The sequence below is a fragment of the Pseudomonas sp. genome, assembly GCF_040514055.1.
Classification (GTDB): Bacteria; Pseudomonadota; Gammaproteobacteria; order Pseudomonadales; family Pseudomonadaceae; genus Aquipseudomonas.
In genome coordinates this window covers 71,132-92,875 of the sequence record NZ_JBEVDL010000076.1, presented here as the reverse complement: position 1 = coordinate 92,875, position 21,744 = coordinate 71,132, and the positions used below count along the sequence as shown (strand labels likewise).

The 21,744-nt window shown below is 59.5% G+C and carries 23 protein-coding genes; 20 read left to right on the top strand and 3 right to left on the bottom strand.

The genetic code is table 11. The features are described 5' to 3' along the window. Positions 1 to 27: 27 nt before the first annotated feature. The 9 genes from ABWY06_RS20000 (at position 28) to ABWY06_RS19960 (ending at position 8,633) form a co-directional block, all read left to right on the top strand. Entirely contained in the window at positions 28 to 537 is a 510-nt protein-coding gene (locus ABWY06_RS20000; RefSeq protein WP_353927329.1) for a phage major tail tube protein, read from the top strand. Between the two features lie 65 nt (positions 538 to 602). Beyond that, the gene (locus tag ABWY06_RS19995) at positions 603 to 956 is read left to right on the top strand and encodes a phage tail assembly protein (protein ID WP_353927328.1); all 354 of its coding nucleotides are present in this window, start codon (positions 603 to 605) and stop codon (positions 954 to 956) included. 8 nt (positions 957 to 964) lie between these two features. Beyond that, positions 965 to 1,081, top strand: coding sequence for a GpE family phage tail protein (locus ABWY06_RS19990; protein ID WP_353927327.1), 117 nt, complete (start codon positions 965 to 967; stop codon positions 1,079 to 1,081). A 17-nt stretch (positions 1,082 to 1,098) separates the two neighbouring features. Continuing rightward, entirely contained in the window at positions 1,099 to 3,804 is a 2,706-nt protein-coding gene (locus tag ABWY06_RS19985) for a phage tail tape measure protein (protein ID WP_353927326.1), read from the top strand. Between the two features lie 16 nt (positions 3,805 to 3,820). Continuing rightward, positions 3,821 to 4,252, top strand: coding sequence for a phage tail protein (locus tag ABWY06_RS19980; protein WP_353927365.1), 432 nt, complete (start codon positions 3,821 to 3,823; stop codon positions 4,250 to 4,252). Further along, a complete protein-coding gene (locus ABWY06_RS19975) occupies positions 4,249 to 5,271 on the top strand; it encodes a phage late control D family protein (protein ID WP_353927325.1) in 1,023 nt (340 codons plus the stop codon). The genes ABWY06_RS19980 and ABWY06_RS19975 overlap by 4 nt, the downstream gene beginning before the upstream one ends. Positions 5,272 to 5,491: 220 nt before the next feature. Beyond that, a complete protein-coding gene (locus ABWY06_RS19970) occupies positions 5,492 to 6,142 on the top strand; it encodes a T6SS effector amidase Tae4 family protein (RefSeq protein ID WP_353927324.1) in 651 nt (216 codons plus the stop codon). A gap of 857 nt (positions 6,143 to 6,999) precedes the next feature. Further along, entirely contained in the window at positions 7,000 to 7,890 is an 891-nt protein-coding gene (locus ABWY06_RS19965) for a hypothetical protein (RefSeq protein ID WP_353927323.1), read from the top strand. Between the two features lie 311 nt (positions 7,891 to 8,201). After that, the gene (locus tag ABWY06_RS19960; protein WP_353927322.1) at positions 8,202 to 8,633 is read left to right on the top strand and encodes a DUF4145 domain-containing protein; all 432 of its coding nucleotides are present in this window, start codon (positions 8,202 to 8,204) and stop codon (positions 8,631 to 8,633) included. A gap of 79 nt (positions 8,634 to 8,712) precedes the next feature. Here the strand turns inward: ABWY06_RS19960 and ABWY06_RS19955 are convergent, their stop codons facing one another. Together ABWY06_RS19955 and ABWY06_RS19950 are read right to left on the bottom strand one after the other, a co-directional pair. Then, on the bottom strand, positions 8,713 to 9,174 hold the full coding sequence (locus tag ABWY06_RS19955; RefSeq protein WP_353927321.1) for a hypothetical protein: 462 nt from the start codon (positions 9,172 to 9,174) through the stop codon (positions 8,713 to 8,715). A 39-nt stretch (positions 9,175 to 9,213) separates the two neighbouring features. Continuing rightward, complete coding sequence (locus ABWY06_RS19950) at positions 9,214 to 9,639, bottom strand: helix-turn-helix domain-containing protein (RefSeq protein ID WP_353927320.1); 426 nt, start codon at positions 9,637 to 9,639, stop codon at positions 9,214 to 9,216. Positions 9,640 to 10,025: 386 nt separating this feature from the next. Here ABWY06_RS19950 and ABWY06_RS19940 point away from each other — a divergent pair, with 386 nt between their 5' ends. The 8 genes from ABWY06_RS19940 to ABWY06_RS19905 all read left to right on the top strand — a co-directional run bounded on the left by ABWY06_RS19940 (position 10,026) and on the right by ABWY06_RS19905 (position 15,435). Continuing rightward, complete coding sequence (locus ABWY06_RS19940) at positions 10,026 to 10,505, top strand: YmfL family putative regulatory protein (protein ID WP_353927318.1); 480 nt, start codon at positions 10,026 to 10,028, stop codon at positions 10,503 to 10,505. Then, a complete protein-coding gene (locus ABWY06_RS19935) occupies positions 10,505 to 10,834 on the top strand; it encodes an ogr/Delta-like zinc finger family protein (protein WP_353927317.1) in 330 nt (109 codons plus the stop codon). The genes ABWY06_RS19940 and ABWY06_RS19935 overlap by 1 nt, the downstream gene beginning before the upstream one ends. Beyond that, entirely contained in the window at positions 10,831 to 11,184 is a 354-nt protein-coding gene (locus tag ABWY06_RS19930) for a hypothetical protein (RefSeq protein ID WP_353927316.1), read from the top strand. The genes ABWY06_RS19935 and ABWY06_RS19930 overlap by 4 nt, the downstream gene beginning before the upstream one ends. 64 nt (positions 11,185 to 11,248) lie before the next feature. Then, positions 11,249 to 11,482, top strand: a complete 234-nt coding sequence (locus ABWY06_RS19925) for a hypothetical protein (RefSeq protein ID WP_353927315.1) — start codon at positions 11,249 to 11,251, stop codon at positions 11,480 to 11,482. A 5-nt stretch (positions 11,483 to 11,487) separates the two neighbouring features. After that, on the top strand, positions 11,488 to 14,352 hold the full coding sequence (locus tag ABWY06_RS19920) for a toprim domain-containing protein (protein ID WP_353927314.1): 2,865 nt from the start codon (positions 11,488 to 11,490) through the stop codon (positions 14,350 to 14,352). An 89-nt stretch (positions 14,353 to 14,441) separates the two neighbouring features. Then, complete coding sequence (locus ABWY06_RS19915; RefSeq protein ID WP_353927313.1) at positions 14,442 to 14,780, top strand: DUF7673 family protein; 339 nt, start codon at positions 14,442 to 14,444, stop codon at positions 14,778 to 14,780. Continuing rightward, positions 14,780 to 14,986 carry a TraR/DksA C4-type zinc finger protein gene (locus ABWY06_RS19910; protein WP_353927312.1) on the top strand — a complete coding sequence of 69 codons (207 nt, stop codon included), beginning with the start codon at positions 14,780 to 14,782 and terminating at the stop codon, positions 14,984 to 14,986. Before ABWY06_RS19915 ends, ABWY06_RS19910 begins: the two co-directional genes overlap by 1 nt. Before the next feature lie 173 nt (positions 14,987 to 15,159). Continuing rightward, complete coding sequence (locus tag ABWY06_RS19905; RefSeq protein WP_353927364.1) at positions 15,160 to 15,435, top strand: pyocin activator PrtN family protein; 276 nt, start codon at positions 15,160 to 15,162, stop codon at positions 15,433 to 15,435. Here the strand turns inward: ABWY06_RS19905 and ABWY06_RS19900 are convergent. Continuing rightward, entirely contained in the window at positions 15,419 to 16,561 is a 1,143-nt protein-coding gene (locus ABWY06_RS19900; protein WP_353927363.1) for a site-specific integrase, read from the bottom strand. The genes ABWY06_RS19905 and ABWY06_RS19900 overlap by 17 nt on opposite strands. A gap of 134 nt (positions 16,562 to 16,695) precedes the next feature. Between ABWY06_RS19900 and dusA the strand changes: the two genes are divergently transcribed. The 3 genes from dusA to tal all read left to right on the top strand — a co-directional run bounded on the left by dusA (position 16,696) and on the right by tal (position 21,728). Next, a complete protein-coding gene (gene dusA / locus ABWY06_RS19895; protein WP_353927311.1) occupies positions 16,696 to 17,673 on the top strand; it encodes a tRNA dihydrouridine(20/20a) synthase DusA in 978 nt (325 codons plus the stop codon). 293 nt (positions 17,674 to 17,966) lie between these two features. Then, entirely contained in the window at positions 17,967 to 20,540 is a 2,574-nt protein-coding gene (locus ABWY06_RS19890; protein ID WP_353927310.1) for a bifunctional diguanylate cyclase/phosphodiesterase, read from the top strand. 261 nt (positions 20,541 to 20,801) lie between these two features. Next, the gene (gene tal, locus ABWY06_RS19885; RefSeq protein WP_353927309.1) at positions 20,802 to 21,728 is read left to right on the top strand and encodes a transaldolase; all 927 of its coding nucleotides are present in this window, start codon (positions 20,802 to 20,804) and stop codon (positions 21,726 to 21,728) included. Positions 21,729 to 21,744 lie beyond the last annotated feature (16 nt).

Sequence of the window (21,744 nt, the reverse complement as noted above, 5' to 3'; positions counted from 1 at the left end):
GGGCCTCTCAACTAGGAGGCGCCCACCATGGCCCTGCCCCGCAAGCTGAAAAATATGAACATGTTCGACGACGGCGAAAGCTTTCACGGCCAGGTCGCCAGCGTCACCGTGCCCAAGCTGGTCCGCAAAATGGAGGAATGGCGCGGCGGCGGCATGAACGTGCCAATCAAGATCGACCAGGGCATGGAAGTGCTGTCGTGCGAATGGACCTGTGGCGGCTTTATGCGCACCGTCATGGAGCAATTCGGCCTGGCCAAGCACGATGGCGTGGGCCTGCGCTTCGCCGGTGCCTACCAGCGCGAAGACAGCGATTCGGTCGATGCGATCGAGATCGTCATGCGCGGCCGGCATGAAGAAATCGACCAGGGCGAAGCCAAGCCCGGCGAGGAAACCGAGTTCAAGGTGGTCAGCACCGTCAGCTATTACAAGCTGATCATGAACGGCACCACCCTGATCGAAATCGACGCCGTCGGCATGGTGGAAATGGTCAACGGCGTTGACCGCCTGGCCGCCCAGCGCCGCGCGATCGGGCTTTAACCCCACCCCATTAGCCACCTACCGCCGGCCGCAACGCCGGCCTACCTGGTACCGAGGAAACGACCATGCAAACCACTCCCCAGATCGCCGTAGAAAAAGGCCCGAGCGCCGCCACCGAGCCGGCCGCCAAGCCGCCACACAGCGTGGACCTCGACACCCCGATCGTGCGCAGCGGCCAGACCATCACCCGCGTGACCCTGCGCAAACCACGCTCGGGCGAGCTGCGCGGCATGAACCTGGTCGACCTGATGCAGATGGACGTCAACGCCCTGCAAAAAGTGCTGCCGCGCATCAGCTCGCCGATCCTGACCGAACCCGAAGTGGCCGGCATGGACCCGGCCGACCTGCTGCAGCTGGGCATGGAAGTCGCGCTTTTTTTAGCGCCGAAAAGTACGAAAACGGAATTCCCCGCCGCGTAGAAGACGCGATGGCGGATATCGCCGTGATATTCCACTGGGGCCCCACCGAGCTTGATCAGCTCGACCTGGTGGACCTGATGATGTGGCGCGAGCAAGCCCGCAAGCGCAGCGGCGCCGATGAATAAGCGATAAGGGCAACCCCATGTCATCGAGAGACCTGCGCCTGCGCGTGCTGCTGGCGGCCGTGGACAAAGTCACCGGCCCGCTGAAAAAGATCATGGCCGGCAGCCGCCACACCGCCGAGGCCATGAAAGCCACGGTCGACCAGCTGAAGGCGCTCAAGCGTCAGCAGGCTGATATCGCGTCGTACCGCCAGCAGCAAGCGGCCATTACCGCCACGTCCGCCAAGCTCAATACCGCCCAGCGCCGCCTGCGCGAAATGCGCGAAGAGATGAAAAAAGGCGGCCAGACCACCGACAAATTCCGCCGCGACTTCACCCGCGCAAATGAGGCGGTGCGGGACCTGACGACCCGGATACAGGGCCAGCGGCGCGAGCTGTCGCCCCTGGTGCGCTCGCTGCGCGATGCGGGGGTGCGCACAAACGATCTGGGCACCCATGAAGACAAGCTCAAGCGCGACATAAACGGCGTCAACAATGCCCTGCGCGAACAGAAGGAACGGCTGGCAGCGATCAGTACCCAGCAGGCCCAACTGGACGCTGCCGGCGTGTCCTACCAGAACGGCCAGCAGATGGCCGGCCAGATGGCCACGGTGGGCGCGGTAAGCGTGGCCACCGCCTACGCGATCAGCCGACCGCTGCAGGAGATCGTCGACGCGTTCGCGCCCGCCGAAGACGCCATGACCTCGCTCAAGGTCTCGATGATGCGCAGTGACGGCACGGTGGCCGCCGAGTTCGCGGAGCTGAGCAAGATGGCTACCCAACTGGGCGACCGCTTGCCCGGTACCACGGCCGACTTCCAGGAAATGATGGCCACCTTGCAGCAGCAGGGCATCAGTTCCAAATCGATCCTGGGCGGTACCGGCGAGGCCGCCGCCTACCTCGGCGTGCTGCTCAAGAAGGCACCCGCAGACGCTGCCGAGTTCGCTGCGAAAATGCAGGACTCTACCCGCACGGTGGAAGGCGACATGCTGGGGCTGATGGACGTTATCCAGCGCGCCAACTACCTCGGGGTGCAAAGCGACAACATGCTGGCCGGGTTCGGCAACCTGGCCCCGGTGATGGGGGTCATCAAGAAAGAAGGCCTCGAGGCGGCCAAGGCGCTGGCACCGCTACTGGTGATGATGGATCAGGCCGGCATGGCCGGTGAATCGTCCGGTAACGCCATCCGCAAAGTGTTTCAGTCGGGCCTGGACGCCAAGCGCTTCGAGAAGGCCAACGAAGCGCTGGCCGAACTGAAAGCCGGGTTCACCCTGGATTTCACCGACGGCAAGGGATCGTTTGGCGGCATGGAACAGATGTTCGCACAGCTCGACAAGCTCAAGGGCTTGAGCGATGTGGGCCGCGTAAGCGTGATGAAAGCCATGTTTGGCGACGACAACGAAACCCAGCGAGTGATCGAGACCTTCATCAACAAAGGCCTGTCCGGTTATCAAGAGGTCGTCGCCAAAATGGACGACCAGGCCGACCTGCGCAAGCGCGTGAACGAGCAGCTCGAGACCCTGACAAACATCACCGACGCTGCAGACGGCAGTTTCAAAAACGCCATGGCCGAGTTTGGCCTGGCGATCGCCCCGGAGCTGAAACAGCTGGTGAAGTGGCTGGGCTCAATGGCCAACAAGGTCGGCGCCTGGGCCCGCGAAAACCCCAAATTGGCCGCCACCCTGGTCAAGGTCGTGGCAGCGGCGGCGGCGTTGCTGCTGGTGTTTGGCGCCATATCGATTGGTTTGGCTGCAATGTGGGGGCCGATGATCGCGCTTCGGTACGCGTTCGCCGTGTTCAGGGTGGGTGGGTTAGGCGTTGGCGGAATGCTCGGCCGCCTGTTCCCGACTCTCGTGGGTCTCGCCAAAAACGCCCTGCCCTGGCTGCGGCATGTGCTAGTCGGCATCGCCAAGCAGGCACTGCCGATGCTGGGCCGGGCGATCATGTGGGTGGGCCGCCTGTTTATGCTCAACCCCATTGGCCTGGTCATCACCGCCTTGGCCTTGGGCGCGTACCTGCTGTACAAAAACTGGGACACCGTCGGGCCGTTCTTCGAACGCATGTGGAACCGCATCGAGGTCGGCGCCACGGGCCTGTGGCAGGAAATGAAAACCGGGTTTAGCGGCGGCATCGGCGGCATCACTCAGACCCTGACCAATTTCAGCCCCCTCGGCCTGTTCTACCGCGCCTTCGCTTCGACCATGTCGTACTTCGGCGTCGAATTGCCGGGCAAATTCACCGAGTTTGGCGCCAACCTGCTACAGGGCTTGATCAACGGGATCACCAGCAAGCTGGGCGCGGTCAAGGACGCGGTGACCGGCGCCGGCGACTCGGTGACCGGCTGGTTCAAGGACACCCTCGGCATTCATTCGCCCAGCCGGGTGTTCGCCGAGCTGGGCGGCTACACCATGCAGGGCCTGACGCTGGGCCTACAGGGCGGCAGCGACGGCCCACTGGCGATGATCAGTAAGCTGGGCAAGCGCATGACCCAGGCCGGCGCTGGGCTGGCCCTGGGCGCGGCCGCCATGCCCTTAGCGGCGGGCATGGCCATCGACAACCGCGCCCCAATCGGTGGCAGCTCGGCCAAGGCGCCGATGGTCATCCAGGGCGACACCATCCAGATCACCATCCAGGCCGGCGCCGGTACCGACACCAATGCCCTGCGCCAGACGCTCAACCAGCTGCTGGACGAGCGCGAACGCAACAAAGCCGCGCGGGTCCGCTCGCGCCTCAGCGATAGCGAGTAACCCCATGCAAAATTCCATGCTGATGACCCTGGGCATGTTCGTGTTCCAGCTGCCGACCCTGGCCTACCAGGACTTTCAGAGGCAAACCAGCTGGCGTCACCCGTCGCAGTCGCGGGTCGGAGCGCCGAGTACCTCGCAGTTTCTGGGCCGGGGCGACGACACCATCACCCTGACTGGGGTGCTGATGACCGAAATCAGCGGCGGGGTCGAGCCCCTCGACACGGTGCGCGTGATGGCAGACAAGGGCGAAGCCTGGCCCCTGGTCGAGGGCACGGGCGTGATTTACGGCCTGTACGTGATCGAGGACCTGACCGAGGGTCGCACGCTGTTTTTCAGCGACGGTGCGGCCCGGCGGATCGATTTCACCTTGAGCCTTAAGCGGGTCGACGACGACCAGGTCGACCTGCTGGGCAACCTCATCACGCCAGACCAGGGGTTCCTGAGTTGAGCGCACAGACAGCCACACAGCCCCGCCCGGCCTACCGCCTGACACTCGACAGCGAGGACATTACCGCGCGCATCCAGGGTCGCCTGATCAGCCTGACGCTGACCGACAACCGTGGCATGGAAGCCGACCAGCTCGACCTGGTGCTGGATGACAGCGACGGCCGGTTGTCGATCCCCCGTTCCGGCGTGCAACTGGCCCTGGCGATCGGCTGGCACGGCTCGCCGTTGACCAGTAAAGGCCTGTTTACCGTCGACGAATCGAGCCACACCGGTGCGCCGGATCAGTTGACCATCCGCGCCCGTAGCGCCGACCTACGCGAGGGCCTGCGGGTCAAAAAGGAAAAGAGCTGGCACCAGACCACCCTCGGCGACCTGGTCAAGAGCGTGGCCCAGGCCCAGGGTCTGAAACCGGTGATCAGCGACGCGCTGGCGGCGGTGGCCGTCCAGCACCTGGACCAGACCAACGAATCGGACATAAACCTGCTGACGCGCCTGGCCAGCGAGCACGACGCGATCGCCACGGTGAAGGACGGCAAGTTGCTGTTTATGCCGGCCGGCCTGGGCGCCACCGCCAGCGGGCGATTGATCGGAGCCGCGACCATCACCCGGGCCGATGGCGACCAACACACCTACAGCGTCACCGACCGAGACGCCTATACCGGTGTAAAGGCCTACTGGCAGCAGGACACCACCGGCGAAAAGCGCGAGGTCATCGAGGGCGACGGCGACAACCTCAAGGCGTTGCGGCACACCTACGCCAGCGCCGCTAGCGCGCTACGGGCCGCCAAGGCCGAATATGCCCGGGTGCAACGCGGCGCCGCGACCTTCACCCTGACCCTGGCCAGGGGCCGGCCAGACCTCTATCCCGAAACCCCGCTGCAGGTCAGCGGCTGGAAAGCCGAGATCAACGCCAACCCCTGGCTGATCACCAAAATCATCCACAGCATCAGCGACAGCGGCTACACCAGTGCGCTGGAAGCGGAGGTTTCGGGAGCGAGCCAGGAAGCCGAATCGACCTAACGCGAGCACCACGCCATCGCCCCTTTTACTTTCCGCCTGGGAAATGAGAGCCAGCGCTGAAACCTCGGCGCTGCCGGTGGACGCATAAAGCGCCTACCGGTTAGTGTTCCAAGGTGAAGAATCCAAGCAAACATATTGAGCAGTTTTCACACGAGCGATATCACGGACTGATACCTGCCCCAGGATCAATTAGTCATCAAAACTTAAAGGGATTTAGACAATGACAATGCGCCGCCCCGGCCCTTTATCTGGAATAAACAACTCCCCTATCGACCGTGGCACAATGGCCCGCGTCGCGTCCTGCGCGCCTGGTGTAGTAGGCCGAAGCAATGAAAATCCCCCTAAAAAAACAACTATCACCTTCGCTGCGTTATGGAAAGCCTACCCAAGTAAAAAGCCCTACATTGATTCAGAAACAGGAAAGCCACCTGCTGGTTACGATAACCAGTGCGCCATTAAAGTTAGCGTCGCATTAGAAGGTGCAGGATTTAGTCTTAAAAATTATAAAGGTGCTGCTGTTTCTTTAGGGGCCACGCGCGCGGCGATACGCGCACAAGAAATGGCGAAATGGCTTGCAGGCCAGAAGATAGATGGCATTGAGGCACCAATAGACATAACGGGCAAAGACTGGGAAAGCAAAATAAAAGGACGCACCGGCATTGTGTACTTCGCTGATTACTGGGCACGTCCAGGCGAAAAAGCCCCTACTGGTGATCATATTGACCTTTGGAATGGCAGCCGCCTAACAGCCTCGGGTTTAGAGGGGGTAGCTGTGGCTATTGCACGATTTGGGTTTGGTATAAATTCAGTACCAGACGCATGGTCAGACCTAGGTGCAGCCACAAAGATTATGTTTTGGGAAGTAAAATGATAAAGCGCCTATTGACTGCAACCACAATTATAATATTCACGCTCGCTATAATTTATGGTGCATACAAGATAAGCCCGGGATGTGCCGAGGCATGCTTAGAGTCGCTGAGACTTTCTAGGATGCTCACGACAGTGTTTTTTTTCCTATTGGGTTGCGTTGCAGCCGGGTTAGCGATAGCGGGCAAACTGCAATACAGGAAAGTGCGCCTCACCATTGCAATAATAGCGATATCGACAGCTGCGCTCTGGGTGTACTTGGTTTTTCGTGTCTTGACCGAAGAGCCTCAAGAAATGTTTGTCATAAATGACTATCCGGAGCAGCAAATAGCAGTTCAGCTCTAGCTACACCCTCTCAGTACACGACGCTTGAAGACCTAAGATCAGCTTGAACCTGCGACCACAAGTGCCTCTCGGTCAATGCTGCGGCGATCATCGATGCCGACGGCGGTCAGTACATCTACAACGTCACGAGCCCCCCAGCAATTTTAAAGCCTACTGGTAGCAACTCACGACCGGGGAAAAGGGCGAGATCATCAAGGATGACGACCTGAAGGCGTTGTGGCACACGTATGGGCTGCCAGCTGGAATCTGCTCTTGGGCGATGCGTCGCTGCGTCTTTGACCCTAACCGAGTGGCCGTCCAGAGCTGTATCCAGGAACCCCGCTCAACGTCTTCAGCTAAAAAGGTGAATCAATCACATCCCAATGTTGATCACCAAAATCCCCCACAGCCTCAGAGAAAGCGACTATAACTGTAGCTTGGAGAGCGGAGCGCTATCGAACAGCAAGGACCTAGGAACCCATTATGAAATATATTCAAACCCAAATTCATTAAAAACTCAATACGCAGGGGCATAAATTGAATTTCAAAACCATCAGCAAAGCTAAAGAATACGTTATCTTTAAAACAAATAAAAACAAATCCATTGAAGACATTAACATAGCAATAGCTCACTACCAAGAAATGACAGATAACGCCCGCAATGAGGAGTCAAAATCGCTTTGGATAGACGAATTAAATGAGTTAATTAAACTTAAACAATCCGAAGATTTCAAAAACGGAAAATTCCCCCAGGGAATTGACGAGTTAATAATTGAGCTCATTGAATGGCGATCAGCTATTTTTGCATTTCAAAATACCGATACAAAAACCAACCCTTTTAAATATAGTAGCTTCTACTCTCAGTGGTATGTAGGTGCTATTTATGGAATATTCTCAATTTTCGGGAAACTTCTGAGTACTGATAAACGTGACAACTCACTGAGAAAACTCTGGGATGAGACCTCACCATCGATGCTTGAGGACGGTGCATGCGTAAAAGCTGAATACGATTATATTAATTTAGCTCTACACCTCAAGTCTGGTCGATTCACAAATGAAAACTCTCAAACAATATTATACAGAAACAAACTTATATCTCACAACGAACAAATTCCGATCGTTAAATGGGATGAAATCGATAAAGATTTTTCATTTATGATCCGTATATGGTCTCTGCTGATTTCTTGGAGTTCTTTTGGCTTGCTTGATCCATTTAGGAGTGGCGAGGAGGCATTTTTGGGTATTGAATCAATGTTTGATAGAGACGAGATAAAGAGCCTTAAGGAAAAAAGACAACTCTATCTAAAAACCGTGGAGCGCTGGTCAAAAACTTATGTTCACAGTGGAGAGGAGGACTTAGGCAGAGGAGTTTTTTCATCGCCGCCGTTCGTCAACATCTCATCAACTTCAACAATCAAAGAATCATAGTATAGGTTTTATACCCAGGATTGGTTCAAGTCTGCGCACCCGCCACTTAATTGCTATTCAAAGGAGAAATCATGAGACAAATACTCAACTCACAAGTACGTCGTTGGAGCACTCTTCAAAACATAGCATTTCCAGACTCATTTTCTACATGGTGCCCGCATTGTCTAGAGAAAGTCATTTTCACAACCAACAATCATGTACATGACTCGAAGCGAGCATGTGTTTCAATGTCGAGTAATTGCCCAGGGTGTACGCATCACATTGGAGTCTGGTCTCTAGGAGCAAATGGCAAAGCAAATGCCGAGATCTACATGCATCCGGAAACTGGAGAACCGCACGCACCAAAAGACGTAACCACCGCAATCTCAGAGCCATTATATCGATCATATACATCGACGATCGACGCATATAATTCCGGAAATTACGTTGCCACGGCCGTATGCTGCCGCCGAACTTTAGAGGGTTTGTTTCAGGATCTCTTGCCCAACAATAAACGCGTATCAAATCTTTCAAAGGCAATAACAGAAGTTGCCGAATCTGTTGATTTTTCAGCGCCTATACGAAATCTGGCAAACGTCTTGCGCCATGGCGGCAACCTTGGGGCGCACTTTGATATGGAGAAAGAGCCGGATCAAAGCATGGCTTTTCAAATGTTAACACTACTTGAAAACTTAATTGACTTTCTTCATGTACTCCCGCAAGAGATTAGCAATCTTGAACGATTGCTAGACAAGGAACAATAATAGTCTTGTATTGACTTCCTGACTACCGGACAAATAAATAATACCTACCATCTAAAGATGGTAGGCGATAGCAATTAATTTAGAGTGAAAACGTTAACAAACACAAACTGCCCCCACACCCCCCATTCACACGCAGGCCATTACTAAATTTCTTGCCTCTATAAATCTGGCCGTTCATTACTTGCTCGACTTCAATGCCCGAGCCTCCCGTAATTGCCTTGACTGCTCGCGAGGCGCTATCAACATTGGACTTTACCCGATCTTTATATTCTTCCTCGCCTAGAACAATCCACGCCACATTGGTGTGCTTGCACTTAAACTCAAGCGACACACCCAGATCGTCGGTTGAAAACTTATAACGAGTTACCATACATCCTGGGGAATCTTCTTCTTTTACTTTACTCGAAACGGGAAGACCTACGGATGCGACTAAAGCTTCTTCGGTTAAATATTTGGGCAACGCTGCACTCTCGGCATTAGCTACAGTCCCAAGCGTTGCCAAACACGTAATCGCAAAAATCTGCAAAATCCATTTTTTCATCATGACTCCAATAGCCCATCTGTTCTAAAAGGGAACAGATTAAGCCGGCCTTTTGATATCAGCAAGTGCCGCGATCAATTCGTTTAGGCGCTGCTCAATGTCCCGGAGCCGTTTCTTTTCCTCAGCAGCGCTCTGTATTTCCCGTTGCTGGTTCTCGGGTAGCTCCCGAAAAAGGGCCAACAATGCGTCCTCACGCGGTGTGGTGTGGAGTTTTTCCGATCCCTGGGGGTACTCAAGGGTCTCACCGCGCTGTTGGGGCCCCTCCCCCATGATCAGCCAATCCAGCGAAACCCCTTTCGCCGACGCCACGTCTACGCAAAATGAGTAAGGCACGCTGTCACGGCTCTTCCAGCTGCTGAGGGTCTGTGGGCTCACGCCTAGAGCCTCCGCCAGGCTTGTGTCGCTGGTGCATTCGGTAACGAGCTTGAGGCGTGCAAGGACGGCCGCCGTGCTTTTATTATTCATTTTGCGGATTTTCCTTTGACTTACGCATTTCGAGTAGATAGCCTATGCGTATTGAGTACATCTTAACCAAGTGGGAACACTCGAACTATGAACAAGTGCCAGATACAGGCCCGGCTGATCGAGCGAGGAAGCAATTTTCGCCGCTTCGCCCTAAGCCATGGCTACGAGCCCCGCACTGTCACGCAAGCCGTTCAGCGCTGGGCTGAACAGACATCGCTGCCACGTGGCCGGCTGACCTTCCGCATTCTGCGGGACCTGTCCCTGGTGATTGGCTCCGAGGTCCTCCCAGGCATTTTGGCGCTCAATCCTTTGCATTCTGGGCGTTCCGCCCTTCCACACCCGGTAGATCAACAGTAAGCGCGGCTGCGCCACCAGGAAACTAGAAGATGAAGCCAGCGATTCTAGAAACCCGCCGCCAGGTCATCAGCGCCGTGATCGCGGCCTACCCCGGTGGACGTGAGTGCGCTGCAGCACGGCTAGGCCTGCAAATCAAAAAATTCGACAACCATGTTTATGAGAATGCCGGTAGTCGGTCCCTATCCGACGATCAGATTCGTTTGCTCGAGCAGGACGCCGGAACGGCCCACCTACCCGATTACACAGCCGCACTCTATGGCGGGGTATTTGTGCCCATGGCCAACCTCGAAGAACTCGACAACCAGGAAATGTATAGCAGGTCCGTTACAGCTGCGGCTAAACGCGGCGCGGTGGACTTGATCATTGCCGAGGCCCTAGCCGATGGTGAGATCGACGCTAATGAAATCGCGGTGATCCTGGACGCCCACCGCAAGCACGTGGCGGCACGGCACGCCGAAGTCAGTGCAGTCATCGCCCTGCACTCCAAGCCTCACCAGGACGCCCGGTAATGGGCTTTCTGAACCGCAACAAGCGGTCCCAGTTCCATTGCCCGTTCTGCGCCGCGCCGTTGATCCGGCGCACCAGCTGGCTGGTGCATCCGTTTATGCGGCAAGAGAACTACCAGTGCGACTTCACAGGCTGCGGAGCGAGCTTCCAGGGTGCCTCTGAGCTCACCCATATCAGCAGCCCCAGTGGCATGCCCGACCCACCCAGGTGTTCGCTCCCGGAGACACCGACCTTTCTACGGGTCATGGCGCAGCGGGTTTATCAGCGGAACCTGGCCACCCGCCAAATGGAACTACTCGACCTTCACGACGAACCGGAGCTAACCCAATGAACACCGCTCAGGACTACAAAGACTCAATGCAGCTCGCCGCACTGTGCTTCCTGCGCCGCCATCAGGCGCAACACCTGTGCAACGACCAGCTGCTGTTCAGCCGCGCTGTGGTCTATCTCACCACGTCTCTGGAAGTGCCGGTACACATGGCCGAAACGCTCGTTTCGCGTGCCTACGGCGAACTGAAAGGCGATGGGGACCCCCGCCGGCTCGATGTGAACAGCAGCTCCGAAAAAATGGCGATGCTCACCGACCCTGCCAGCGGCTTGACCTTCGCCGTGCCCGTGCACCTGATCTTCGAACGCCTGATCGACACCCCCGAACGCCGCCGCCTGCGCGTCGTTCTCTAACCCAACTGAACACCGACCCACCTGGTGGGTTTGGGGTCGCTTTGCCCGAAATCAGGGGAGTGCCATGAAAAACGCCATATCGATTCAGATGACGTTGACGCCCAAGCAGGCCGAAGCCCTGCTGGTCCGCCTGCGTGAACGGCTGAGCCGGACGGTTCAGGAACGCATGTTCGACGACGAATTTAGGTTGGTACCTAAGGAGTCCCGAGGCGAAGCCGTAGTGAAAGCCTCCCCCGCCCTGACAGCAGAAAACAAAACCATCGTCGCCTTGCGCGTCGCCGTGGCAAAACAGGCGTAAGTACCATGCAAGACAGATTGCTCGACCAGGTATTGCAGCGCCTCAAGGCTGACTACGACCTTAAGCCAGCCACGGGCCAGTGGCTGCGCCGGGGCACGTGCCCGGCCTGCAATAAAAAGGAGCTGTACACCCATGCCGAGCATCCCTGGATTGTGCGCTGCGGCCGGCAAGCCAAGTGCGGCAGTGAATGGCACGTCAAGGACCTGTATGGCGACCTGTTCGATGATTGGAGCGCCCAGGCCCCTGCTACCGAGCAGCAGCCTACCGCCACCGCACGGGCTTACCTCGAGTTCGCACGTGGCTTTCGCCTCGAGCTGATCGAAGGCTGGTATAGCCAGGAACAATACTGGAGCCGTGAAGCCAATGCCGGCAGCGCCACGGTTCGGTTTGAGCTGGACGGGAACGGCTACTGGGAACGCTTGATCGACAGCCCGCACCGGTTCGGCAAGCAGAAGGCCCGCTTCAAGCCTGGCTACAGCTATCGCGGCAAGTGGTGGTGCCCGCCCTCTCTCGACCTGGCCGCAGTGTCCGAATTGTGGCTGGTGGAGGGCATTTTCGATGCCATCGCCTTGATGCACCACGGCATCGCTGCCGTATCGGTGATGAGCAGTAACGGTTTTCCCGAGGAAAAGCTAAAGGAACTGGCCCGCCAGCGCGGCGGCATACTGCCGACCTTGGTATGGGCGCTGGATAACGAGCCAGGGGCACACCGCTACACCAAGCGCTGGGTCAAACAGGCCCGTGAGCTGGAATACACCTGCGAAGCCGCCCAGATACCGCTGCGCAACGGCCGTAAGACCGACTGGAACGACCTGCACCAGCGCTGGCAGTTTATCGACGACACCGCGAGCCGAGCTGATCGGGTCGCGGCGGACCTCAAGGAAGCGCGGCACCACGGCGCCCTGCTGATCGCCGAGGACGCGGCGGAAAAAGCCTTGCTGATGTACGACTGGCGCAAGCGCAGCGAATTTCACTTTGAGTTCGACAGCCGCCTGTACTGGTTTCGTCTGGACATCGAAAAATTCAACAAGGCCATGCAGGAGCTGGAAGGCAGCGACGACCACGACGACCAGCAGTTGAACGAGCGGCAAAAGCGAGAAAAGGCGCTGCAGCAGTGCGGCAACGTGGCGGAAATCGCCAATTGCTACCCCGAGGCCCTCTATTACCAACGTAACGACGTCACCGACGAGGCCTGGTATTACCTGCGGGTCGACTTCCCGCACGACGCGGGCAGTGTGAAGAACACCTTCACCAGCACCCAACTGGCCGCCGCCAGCGAATTCAAAAAGCGCCTGCTCGGCATGGCCGCCGGCGCCATGTTTACCGGCAGCGGCCAGCAGCTGGAAAAAATCATGAAGGACCAGCTGTACGCCATCAAAACAGTGTCGACCATCGACTACGTGGGCTACAGCAAGGAATACGGCTGCTACGTCTATGGCGACGTGGCCGTTCGCAATGGCGCGGTCTGCGAGGTCAACGAAGAAGACTACTTCGAGTTCGGCAAACAGCTGCGCTTGAAAACCCTGCAGAAGGGTATCGCCATTCGCTTGCAGCGTGACGCCAAGACCTACCGGGACGAATGGCTGCCGCTGCTCTGGACCTGTTTCGGTGCCCAGGGCGTCGTTGCCCTGACCTTCTGGTTCGGTTCGCTGTTCTGCGAGCAAATCCGCGCCCGCTATCAGTCGTTTCCGTTCCTCGAGGCAACAGGCGAGGCCGGCGCCGGCAAAACTACCCTTCTCAACCTGCTGTGGAAGCTGCTCGGCCGCGAGGGTTACGAAGGCTTCGACCCAATGAAGTCGACCAAGGCCGGCCGTTCGCGCTTGATGGGTCAGGTATCCGGCATGCCCGTTGTGTTCCTCGAGGCGGACCGGCACGGCGATGACAAGTCACACGCCAAGGCCTTCGAGTGGGACGAACTGAAAGACTTTTTCGGCGGCGGAACGCTCGCCACCAAAGGTGTCAAGACCGCCGGGAACGAGACCTACGAACCGCCTTTTCGGGGAACCATCGCCATCAGTCAGAACGCTGCAGTGGTGGCCCACGAAGCAATCATGACCCGCATCTGCAAGCTCCACTTTATGCGGCCGACCGTTACGCCTGAAAGCCGCGTTGCTGCCGATCGACTTAACGCACTGGAAGGCGAGCACCTCAGCCATTTCCTGCTGCGGGCAGTGAAACAGGAAGCGCCCGTGCTCGAGCTGTTCAGCCAGCGCATGCCGGAGCATGAAGCCACCTTGCGCAAGCTGCACACCCATTGCTTTGAGTGCGGCGCGGAGTACTTGAAAGACCAGGGCTGCGAGGCCTGCGGCAACCAGCTGCGGGGCTATATCAGGGTCGAACGCATCAGCAAGAACCACGCCCAACTGCTGGCACTGCTGGATTGCCTACGCCTGGTGGTGCCGTTAAGCGACGTTCAAATCAGCACCACACGGCGCCAAATCATCGCCATGGCCATCGAGCGCCAGGGCTCTATCAGCGCCGATCACCCGCAGGTTGCTGAGTTCTGGGAGGTGTACGACTTCCTGGAAGGGATTACTGAGGATCCGCTGGTTAACCACAGCTGCAACCCGGAAATCATCGCTCTCAACCTTAACGATTTTGTCGAGAAAGCCGCTGAGCATCGGCAAAAGCTCGCAGAAATCGGCGTTCTACGCGAGCTACTCAAAGAGTCCCGAAGTCATCCATTCATCGCCGCCAATGTTGGTACCTGCAGCAAGATTCGTGGAATCCAAGCAGCGCGCTCGCTGATGAGCAAGCCCGCCACAACGGTTAAGTGCTGGCATTTCAAAGACCCAAATACACCTAAACCCAAAACCAAAACCGCCGCGCCGGGCCATGGAGGGGAGCGCGCCCCAGCTGAAGGTGGGTAACGCCAGCAGTCAGCACGGTGCTGTATGTCACCGGGAACTGACCGACCGGCCCACGTAACGGGCCCACTTATTCGAAACGGAGAAGCACCATGCAAACACTTGACGATGCAATTGACGACTTCCTAGGGCTGCCTGACAAACGCGCGGCCATCAGCGACGCCGGGCTGGTAGCCCTTGGTCGACTGACGGCGGTAGCGCAACGCGACAGCGGCCAGAGCCGTGTGGTTGGGCGCTTTCTGCTCGGTCTGTACAACGGCCGCACCTACCCGTTCAACCTGGTCGAGTTGCGCGGCCTCGACTGCCAGCTGTTCGACGACTGCCTGGCGGTACTGCGCTTGGATAACGAACCCGCCATGGAGGTCCACGAGTACCTGGCCAACGGGGAAACCATCTGGTCAGACCTGCGCCAGCGCTGGGGGTTGAACTGATGGCGGACGTGATCGACATGGCCAACGACGTGGCAGAAGAAAATCTGCGCGCAGCGATAGCACGCCAGGCCTATCGCCCGACGGGCCCCAGCGCACTCTGGTGCGAGGACTGCGAAGAAGTCATTCCAGAAGCTCGCCGGATGGCCGCGCCAGGCTGCGAGTGCTGCACCAGCTGCCAGGAAATCCGAGAAATTCGGCGGAAGTAGGCACGTAAGGATGGCGTCGAAGAGCAGCAACTCCTCGACGCCGGCCACCACCCAAGGAGAAGCACCATGCAAGCACAGCCCCCAAGCAGCAGCCCGACCGAGGCTAGCACCAATCGGCCGAACAAGGAAAACCACAGGCAATTGCCGCGCTACCAGGAGGCCCCGACGTGTCTATAAACACCGCATTTTTATTGATGGCCCAATACGACGGCGCGGCGATCATTCCCCTGGACCGTGTTTGCAGTGACTATTTCAGCCACCTGACACCCGAGATGTTCCAAAGGAAGGTATTGGCCGGGCAGATTAGAATCCCCATCACTCGCATCGAGCAGAGCCAGAAAAGCGCCAAGGGCGTTCATTTGCAGGACCTGGCGCTGTACCTGGACGTTCAACGCGCCGCCGCGGTGAAAGAGTGCGGGCAGTTGAATGGGCTCAATCGGACTCGATAAAACCGGCCAATGTTTTGGCGCCCAGCGTGACGGGCGCCGTAACTATCGTGGTCAACCATGGCCAGTCCCGATAGCGATCCCCCTTCCCTTTCAGGTGCGTATAACGCCGCATCGAGTTCCAATCACGGTGGCCCGACACGCTGGCAACCTGCGGAATATCCCAGTTCATTTCAAACAACCGACTGACACCCTCATGGCGCAAGTCGTGAAAATGCAGGTCGTCGATGCCCAGGATTATGCAAGCTCGAGCCCAGGACGCGGATACCGACCCGGCGTTGTAGGGGAATATCTCGGCGCAGGCCCTCGGCATACTCTGAACGATTGCCAGCGCTTCATCAGGTAGATGGCACCAGACGTCGTTGCCAAGCTTTTGGCCCGGGTTCTTCATGTCCCGGACCAGGACGCGCTGGCCCGCCACATCGAGGTCGGCCCAGCGAATCCGGGTGACTTCTTCCTGGCGCCGCGTGGAGAAAAGCGCGAACCCCACCACCTTCAACATATTGATGGACGATGGCCGATAAGCCAGCGTGTTCTGGAAGTGCTCCAGGATTTTATGCAGCTCGTCCAGTGTCGGGCGGCGATCACGCTCCCTGCTTTTCAATTTGTAGCCAAGCTTTGTCAGAACCTTGCGTGCGTCCGACATGGCCAACGGGTTGACCTCATAGCCCCAGGCCGGCCGCGCGATCGACAGCACGGCCCCCAGGTGCGCAAGATCGTTGCCGGCCGTCTGGGGCTGGACGTTTCCACCTTCCTCAGTCATCCGCCAGAGCGCGAAATCGACCAGGCGCTGACTGGTGATGTCGACGTCGACCAACGCCCCCAGCGACGTTTTGGCGATCGCCTGCAGGGTCGCGCGCTTGGTTTTGCCCAGGGGACGGGCTTTCTCGACCTCGACCAGGTAGCGCTCGATCATTTCCGCGACGGTGTTGCCCACCCGGTTGGCACTCTCGATCGCGCCGGGCTGATCCAGCTCGGTTTCCCGACGCCGCACCCAGGCCTGGGCGGCCTGTTTCCGGGCGAAGGTCTGGCTCTCTTGGTAGACTTGCGCCCCATCGCGGTTGATGCGTATCTGAGCGGTGTAACTGACCGTTCCGTCCGCTCTTTTTCTAGCCCTGATAGTCGCCATATCGAATTGGTACACGTCGGTTTTGAGTTGGTACATTGTACCGACCAGTCGCTAGAAACGCCTAAAAACCCCTGTAAACCGGTACAAAACACGTAACGCCAATGACCATCGAAACCTCTTCAAACCTAGCAAATATGCGGCCTGAGCCCTCTCGCCGCTTCTCCGTGGCACCCATGATGGACTGGACGGATAGGCATTGCCGTTTCTTCCTGCGCCAACTGTCGCAGCACGCCCTGCTCTACACCGAGATGGTCACCACCGGTGCGCTGCTTAATGGCGACAGCGAGCGTTTTCTGCGTCATTCCGAGGCCGAGCATCCGCTGGCGTTGCAACTGGGCGGCAGCGTGCCGGCGCAACTGGCCGCCTGCGCGCGGCTGGCCGAGGACGCCGGGTACGACGAGGTCAACCTGAACGTCGGCTGCCCCAGCGACCGGGTGCAGAACAATATGATCGGCGCCTGCCTGATGGCCCATCCGGCCCTGGTAGCCGACTGCGTCAAGGCCATGCGCGATGCGGTCGGCATTGCCGTGACCGTCAAACACCGCATCGGTATCGACGGGCGCGACAGCTACGCCGAACTCTGCGACTTCGTCGGCCAGGTCAGCGAGGCCGGCTGCCGCAGTTTTACCGTGCACGCCCGCATCGCCATTCTGGCGGGGCTCTCGCCCAAGGAAAACCGCGAGATTCCGCCCCTGCGTTATGAGGTGGCCGCACAGCTCAAGCAGGATTTCCCCCACCTGGAGATCATCCTTAACGGCGGCATCAAGACCTTGGATGAATGCCATCAGCATTTGCAGCGCTTCGACGGGGTGATGCTGGGTCGCGAGGCCTACCACAACCCGTACGTGCTGGCGGCGGTGGATCAGCAGCTGTTTGGCAGCCATGCGCCGAGACTAAGCCGCACCGAGGCCCTGGAGCGCATGCGCCCCTATATCGCCCGGCACCTGGCCGACGGCGGCGCGCTGCACCATATCACCCGGCATATGCTTGGCCTGGGCCAGGGCTTCCCGGGCGCCCGGCGTTTTCGCCAACTGCTGTCGGTGGACATTCACAAGGCCAGCGACCCCATGCTGTTGCTGGACCAGGCGGCGGCGCTGCTGGGTGGACGCTAGGACCTGTGGACACGACCCGGCATCCAAGGCGTCGTCGGGGTTTAGAGCGACCGACGAGTGTGGGTATGCAGCTTCGTGTACGGCCGTGCTCCCCCATGGGTACTCGCCTGCGCGGCCATGACAGGTTCAATAAAACGCGGTTTCCACTGCCCGTATCGGCCCGGCGATCAGCCTGGGTTTAAGGCATATACGGCCCGGGGGCGCCAATCCGCTTAAACAGGTGCAGAGCGCGTCGGCGCTCCCTACACTGATCGGATAGCAGCTGGCGTCCGCCGTTTTATTCAGGAGTGTGAATGCCACACGAACCGCCATTCTCTCCTCGGGTGGGTGCCACCTTTACCCGTCGCACGCTGCTGGCGATATCCGCGCTTTTATTGATGGCCTTCCTGGTCACGGCCGCCGCCCTGGTCCAGATCGCCCATCGACAAAACACCCAGGCCCAGCAGCAAAGCCGATTCTTTGCCGAGAAGGCCGTGGCGGCAAGACAGGACAGTCTGCTGCGCTCGATCGGCGACTACGCCTACTGGGGCGATGCCTACCAGCACTTGCATGCCCAGGTCGACCTGGAGTGGGCCTTTACCCGGCAGAACCTCGGCCCCACGCTCTACGAGGACTTCCAGTACGACGGGATTTTCGTGATCGCCCCGGACGGGCAAACGCGCTACGCCGTGATCGAAAGCGAACTGCGCACGCTGGATGCCCATCAGTGGCTGCAGGGCGATCTCGATGCCCTGGTCCGTCAGGCGCAGCAGGGCAGCGAGGACGAACAAAGTAGCGCCGCGATCTTCCAGGTCAACGGCCAGCCAGCGCTGGTCGCCGCGGCCGCTTTCACCACGGGCAGCGATCCCCAGGTGCGCGCCTTGCCCGGCCCTCCTTCGGTGCTGCTGTTCGTCGATGTGCTGACGCCCGAGAAACTGCTCAACCTGGGCCAGGATTACGCGCTGGAACGACTGCGCCTGGCCCCCCAGGCCCTGGACTCCGCCGATGACCCCAGCCTGCAACTGGACAGCCAGCCAGCGCAGTGGCTGCGCTGGGACGCGCCCCGGCCCGGCCAGCAGTTGCTCGATGTGCTGCTGCCGCTGCTCGCGTTGGCCGGGTTGGTCTTCGCCCTGCTCACCGGCCTGATCATGCGCAACGCCATGGCTACCGCGCGCCTGATGGAGAGCGGTTATCGGCACCTGGAAGACAGCCAGGCCGCCCTGGCTTCAAGCGAGGCGCGTTTTCGCGATGTCGCCGAAGCCACTTCGGACTGGCTCTGGGAAACCGACGCCGAACAGCGCCTGGTGTATCTTTCCGAACGCTTCCAGACCGTCACCGGCCATCCCCCGGAAGCCTGGCTCGGCCAGCGGCTGGATACCCTGCTCAGCTGCGACAGCCAGTCACTGGCGACCTGGATTGACAGCCGACCGCCGCAGAACCTGCTGCGCAACACCCTGCGCTGCCGCTACACCGCACTGAATGCCGAGCAGCATATCTGCAGTGTCGCGTTGCGACGCATCGAAGGCCCCGGCGGGGTGCTGGGCTATCGCGGCACCGCCAGCGATATCACCGAGGAAGTGCAGGCCCAGGCGCATATCGAACACCTGTCACTGCACGACGCCCTGACCGGCCTGCCCAACCGCAACCGCATGCAGGAGTTTCTCGAGGGCACCTTGCAGGCGTTGCCCAGCCGCAGTCATCCGGTGGTCATGCTGAGCATCGACCTGGACGGCTTCAAGCAGGTCAATGATGCCTTCGGCCACGCGGCCGGCGATCAGGTGCTTAGCGAAGTTTCGCTACGCCTGCGCCAGTGCCTGCGCGACGAGGACCTGGTGGCCCGCCAGGGCGGTGACGAATTTATCCTGGTGCTGACCGGCATCGCCACTCAGGACGACGTCGAGCGCCTCTGCGCCCGGCTGATCGAGTGCCTGGAGCAGCCGTTCAGGCTGGACAACCAGGAGGTGTTTATCAGCGCGAGCATCGGCATTGCCATGGCGCCCAACGACGCGGTGCAGGCCAACGAACTGCTGCGCTATGCCGATATCGCCCTCTACCAGGCGAAAAACGACGGCCGCGGCACCTGGCGGTTCTATGCCCACGAGATGAACGAACGCATCCATGAACGGCGCCTGCTGGAGAACGACCTGCGCCAAGCCCTGGCCGGCGCCGAACTCTGCCTGCACTACCAGCCGCGTTACCATATCGACGGTCAGCGAATCGCCGGCGCCGAGGCCCTGGTGCGCTGGCAGCATCCCCAGCGTGGCCTGCTTTCCCCCGAGGTGTTTATCGGCCTGGCCGAAGACACCGGGCTGATCGTCCCACTGGGCGCCTGGGTGCTGCGCGAGGCCTGTGCGGCGGCCCAGGCCTGGGCACAGCCGATCCTGGTGTCGGTCAATCTGTCGCCGGTGCAATTCAGCCGCGGCCGGCTGGTCGACCTGGTGCAAGAGGTGCTGCGCGAGACGGGCCTGGCCGCGTCGCGCCTGGAGCTGGAAATCACCGAAAGCGTGATGCTGAACGATGCCGAGGGCGCCCTGCTGACCCTCAAGGCGCTCAAGACCCTGGGCGTGCGGCTGTCCATGGACGATTTCGGCACCGGCTATTCCTCGCTCAGCTACCTGCGCGCCTACCCCTTCGATGGCCTGAAGATCGACCGCAGCTTTATCGCCGCCCTGGATGGCGCGCAACACAGCCATGCCATAGTGCAAGCCATAGTCGGACTGGGTAAGGCGCTGGCCATGACCGTCACCGCTGAAGGGGTGGAGACAGCGGAACAGCTGGCGCTGCTGCGCGACGAAGGCTGTGACGAAGTGCAGGGCTACTACCTCAGCCGCCCCCTGGCGCTGGAGCACCTGACGGCGCTGCTCGAAGCTGGCTCAGCCACGAACTAGGCACACCCCTGCCGCGCCACGGGCTTCAACAACCACCGGAGCGCGGGCGCTTTTGGGGTTGCGTTGGCATTTCGTACCCAGTTGCGGGGCAATCTTTTGCCAGCCGATACGAACCCGGTGTACAACTGTCGGTCCTATGTCGGCGTCCGCCAGGGCCGCCCCATGGAACTGCAAGGGGCCCCACGGACCCGACGCCACACGGGTTGCCCAGCATTCATTACCCTTCGCGACTAAGCCCCCCCGGACAAAGGACCCACAGGCATGGCCTCCAAGCTCGATCAGCTCAAACACTTCACCACAGTGGTGGCCGACACCGGCGACCTCGATGCGATCACCCGGCTGCAGCCGGTCGACGCCACGACCAATCCCTCACTGCTGCTCAAGGCGGCTTCGCTGCCCGGCTACGCGGCCCTGCTGGACCATGCGGTCGCCGACTGCCAAGGCGACCTGGGGCTGGCCTGCGATCGTTTCGCGGTGGCCGTGGGCGGCGAGATCCTCAAGGTCATTCCAGGGCGCATCTCCACCGAGGTAGATGCGCGCCTGTCTTTCGATACCGCCGCCACCCTGCGACGCGCCGAGCGCCTGGTCGAGCTGTATGACCAGGCGGGTATTGGCCGCGACCGGATACTGATCAAGATCGCCTCGACCTGGGAAGGCATTCGCGCCGCCGAACAGCTGGAACGGGCTGGCGTGCAAACCAACCTGACCCTGCTGTTTTCGTTCGCCCAGGCCGCCGCCTGCGCCGACGCCGGGATCTTCCTGATCTCGCCCTTTGTTGGCCGTATTTACGACTGGTACAAAAAAGCCGAGGGCCGCGATTTTGTCGGTGCCCAGGACCCCGGTGTGCAGTCGGTGACGCGCATCTACAACTACTTCAAGGCCAACGACTACGCCACCGTGGTGATGGGCGCGAGCTTTCGCAACCTGGGGCAGATCGAACAGCTGGCCGGTTGCGACCGCCTGACCATCAGCCCGGATTTGCTGCAACAACTGGCCGAGGACAGCGGCACCCTGACGCGCCAGCTGAGCCCCGGCAACCCGGGCGAAGCCCGTCAGTCAGTCGCCGAGGCGCAATTCCGCTGGGCCATGAACGAGGACGCCATGGCCACCGAAAAGCTGGCCGAAGGCATTCGCCTGTTCGCCCGCGATCAGGAAAAACTCGAGGCACTGCTCGCCGCCAAACGCTAGTTTCCGCTATCGCCAA

Excerpts from the sequence above, each read along its gene's own strand:
- ABWY06_RS20000 (WP_353927329.1), top strand. The coding sequence starts at position 28 with ATGGCCCTGCCCCGCAAGCTGAAAAATATGAACATGTTCGACGACGGC.
- ABWY06_RS19995 (WP_353927328.1), top strand. The coding sequence starts at position 603 with ATGCAAACCACTCCCCAGATCGCCGTAGAAAAAGGCCCGAGCGCCGCC.
- ABWY06_RS19990 (WP_353927327.1), top strand. The coding sequence starts at position 965 with ATGGCGGATATCGCCGTGATATTCCACTGGGGCCCCACCGAGCTTGAT.
- ABWY06_RS19985 (WP_353927326.1), top strand. The coding sequence starts at position 1,099 with ATGTCATCGAGAGACCTGCGCCTGCGCGTGCTGCTGGCGGCCGTGGAC.
- ABWY06_RS19980 (WP_353927365.1), top strand. The coding sequence starts at position 3,821 with ATGCTGATGACCCTGGGCATGTTCGTGTTCCAGCTGCCGACCCTGGCC.
- ABWY06_RS19970 (WP_353927324.1), top strand. The coding sequence starts at position 5,492 with ATGACAATGCGCCGCCCCGGCCCTTTATCTGGAATAAACAACTCCCCT.
- ABWY06_RS19960 (WP_353927322.1), top strand. The coding sequence starts at position 8,202 with ATGCATCCGGAAACTGGAGAACCGCACGCACCAAAAGACGTAACCACC.
- ABWY06_RS19955 (WP_353927321.1), bottom strand. The coding sequence starts at position 9,174 with ATGAAAAAATGGATTTTGCAGATTTTTGCGATTACGTGTTTGGCAACG.
- ABWY06_RS19950 (WP_353927320.1), bottom strand. The coding sequence starts at position 9,639 with ATGAATAATAAAAGCACGGCGGCCGTCCTTGCACGCCTCAAGCTCGTT.
- ABWY06_RS19940 (WP_353927318.1), top strand. The coding sequence starts at position 10,026 with ATGAAGCCAGCGATTCTAGAAACCCGCCGCCAGGTCATCAGCGCCGTG.
- ABWY06_RS19935 (WP_353927317.1), top strand. The coding sequence starts at position 10,505 with ATGGGCTTTCTGAACCGCAACAAGCGGTCCCAGTTCCATTGCCCGTTC.
- ABWY06_RS19930 (WP_353927316.1), top strand. The coding sequence starts at position 10,831 with ATGAACACCGCTCAGGACTACAAAGACTCAATGCAGCTCGCCGCACTG.
- ABWY06_RS19925 (WP_353927315.1), top strand. The coding sequence starts at position 11,249 with ATGAAAAACGCCATATCGATTCAGATGACGTTGACGCCCAAGCAGGCC.
- ABWY06_RS19920 (WP_353927314.1), top strand. The coding sequence starts at position 11,488 with ATGCAAGACAGATTGCTCGACCAGGTATTGCAGCGCCTCAAGGCTGAC.
- ABWY06_RS19915 (WP_353927313.1), top strand. The coding sequence starts at position 14,442 with ATGCAAACACTTGACGATGCAATTGACGACTTCCTAGGGCTGCCTGAC.
- ABWY06_RS19910 (WP_353927312.1), top strand. The coding sequence starts at position 14,780 with ATGGCGGACGTGATCGACATGGCCAACGACGTGGCAGAAGAAAATCTG.
- ABWY06_RS19900 (WP_353927363.1), bottom strand. The coding sequence starts at position 16,561 with ATGGCGACTATCAGGGCTAGAAAAAGAGCGGACGGAACGGTCAGTTAC.
- dusA (WP_353927311.1), top strand. The coding sequence starts at position 16,696 with ATGCGGCCTGAGCCCTCTCGCCGCTTCTCCGTGGCACCCATGATGGAC.
- ABWY06_RS19890 (WP_353927310.1), top strand. The coding sequence starts at position 17,967 with ATGCCACACGAACCGCCATTCTCTCCTCGGGTGGGTGCCACCTTTACC.
- tal (WP_353927309.1), top strand. The coding sequence starts at position 20,802 with ATGGCCTCCAAGCTCGATCAGCTCAAACACTTCACCACAGTGGTGGCC.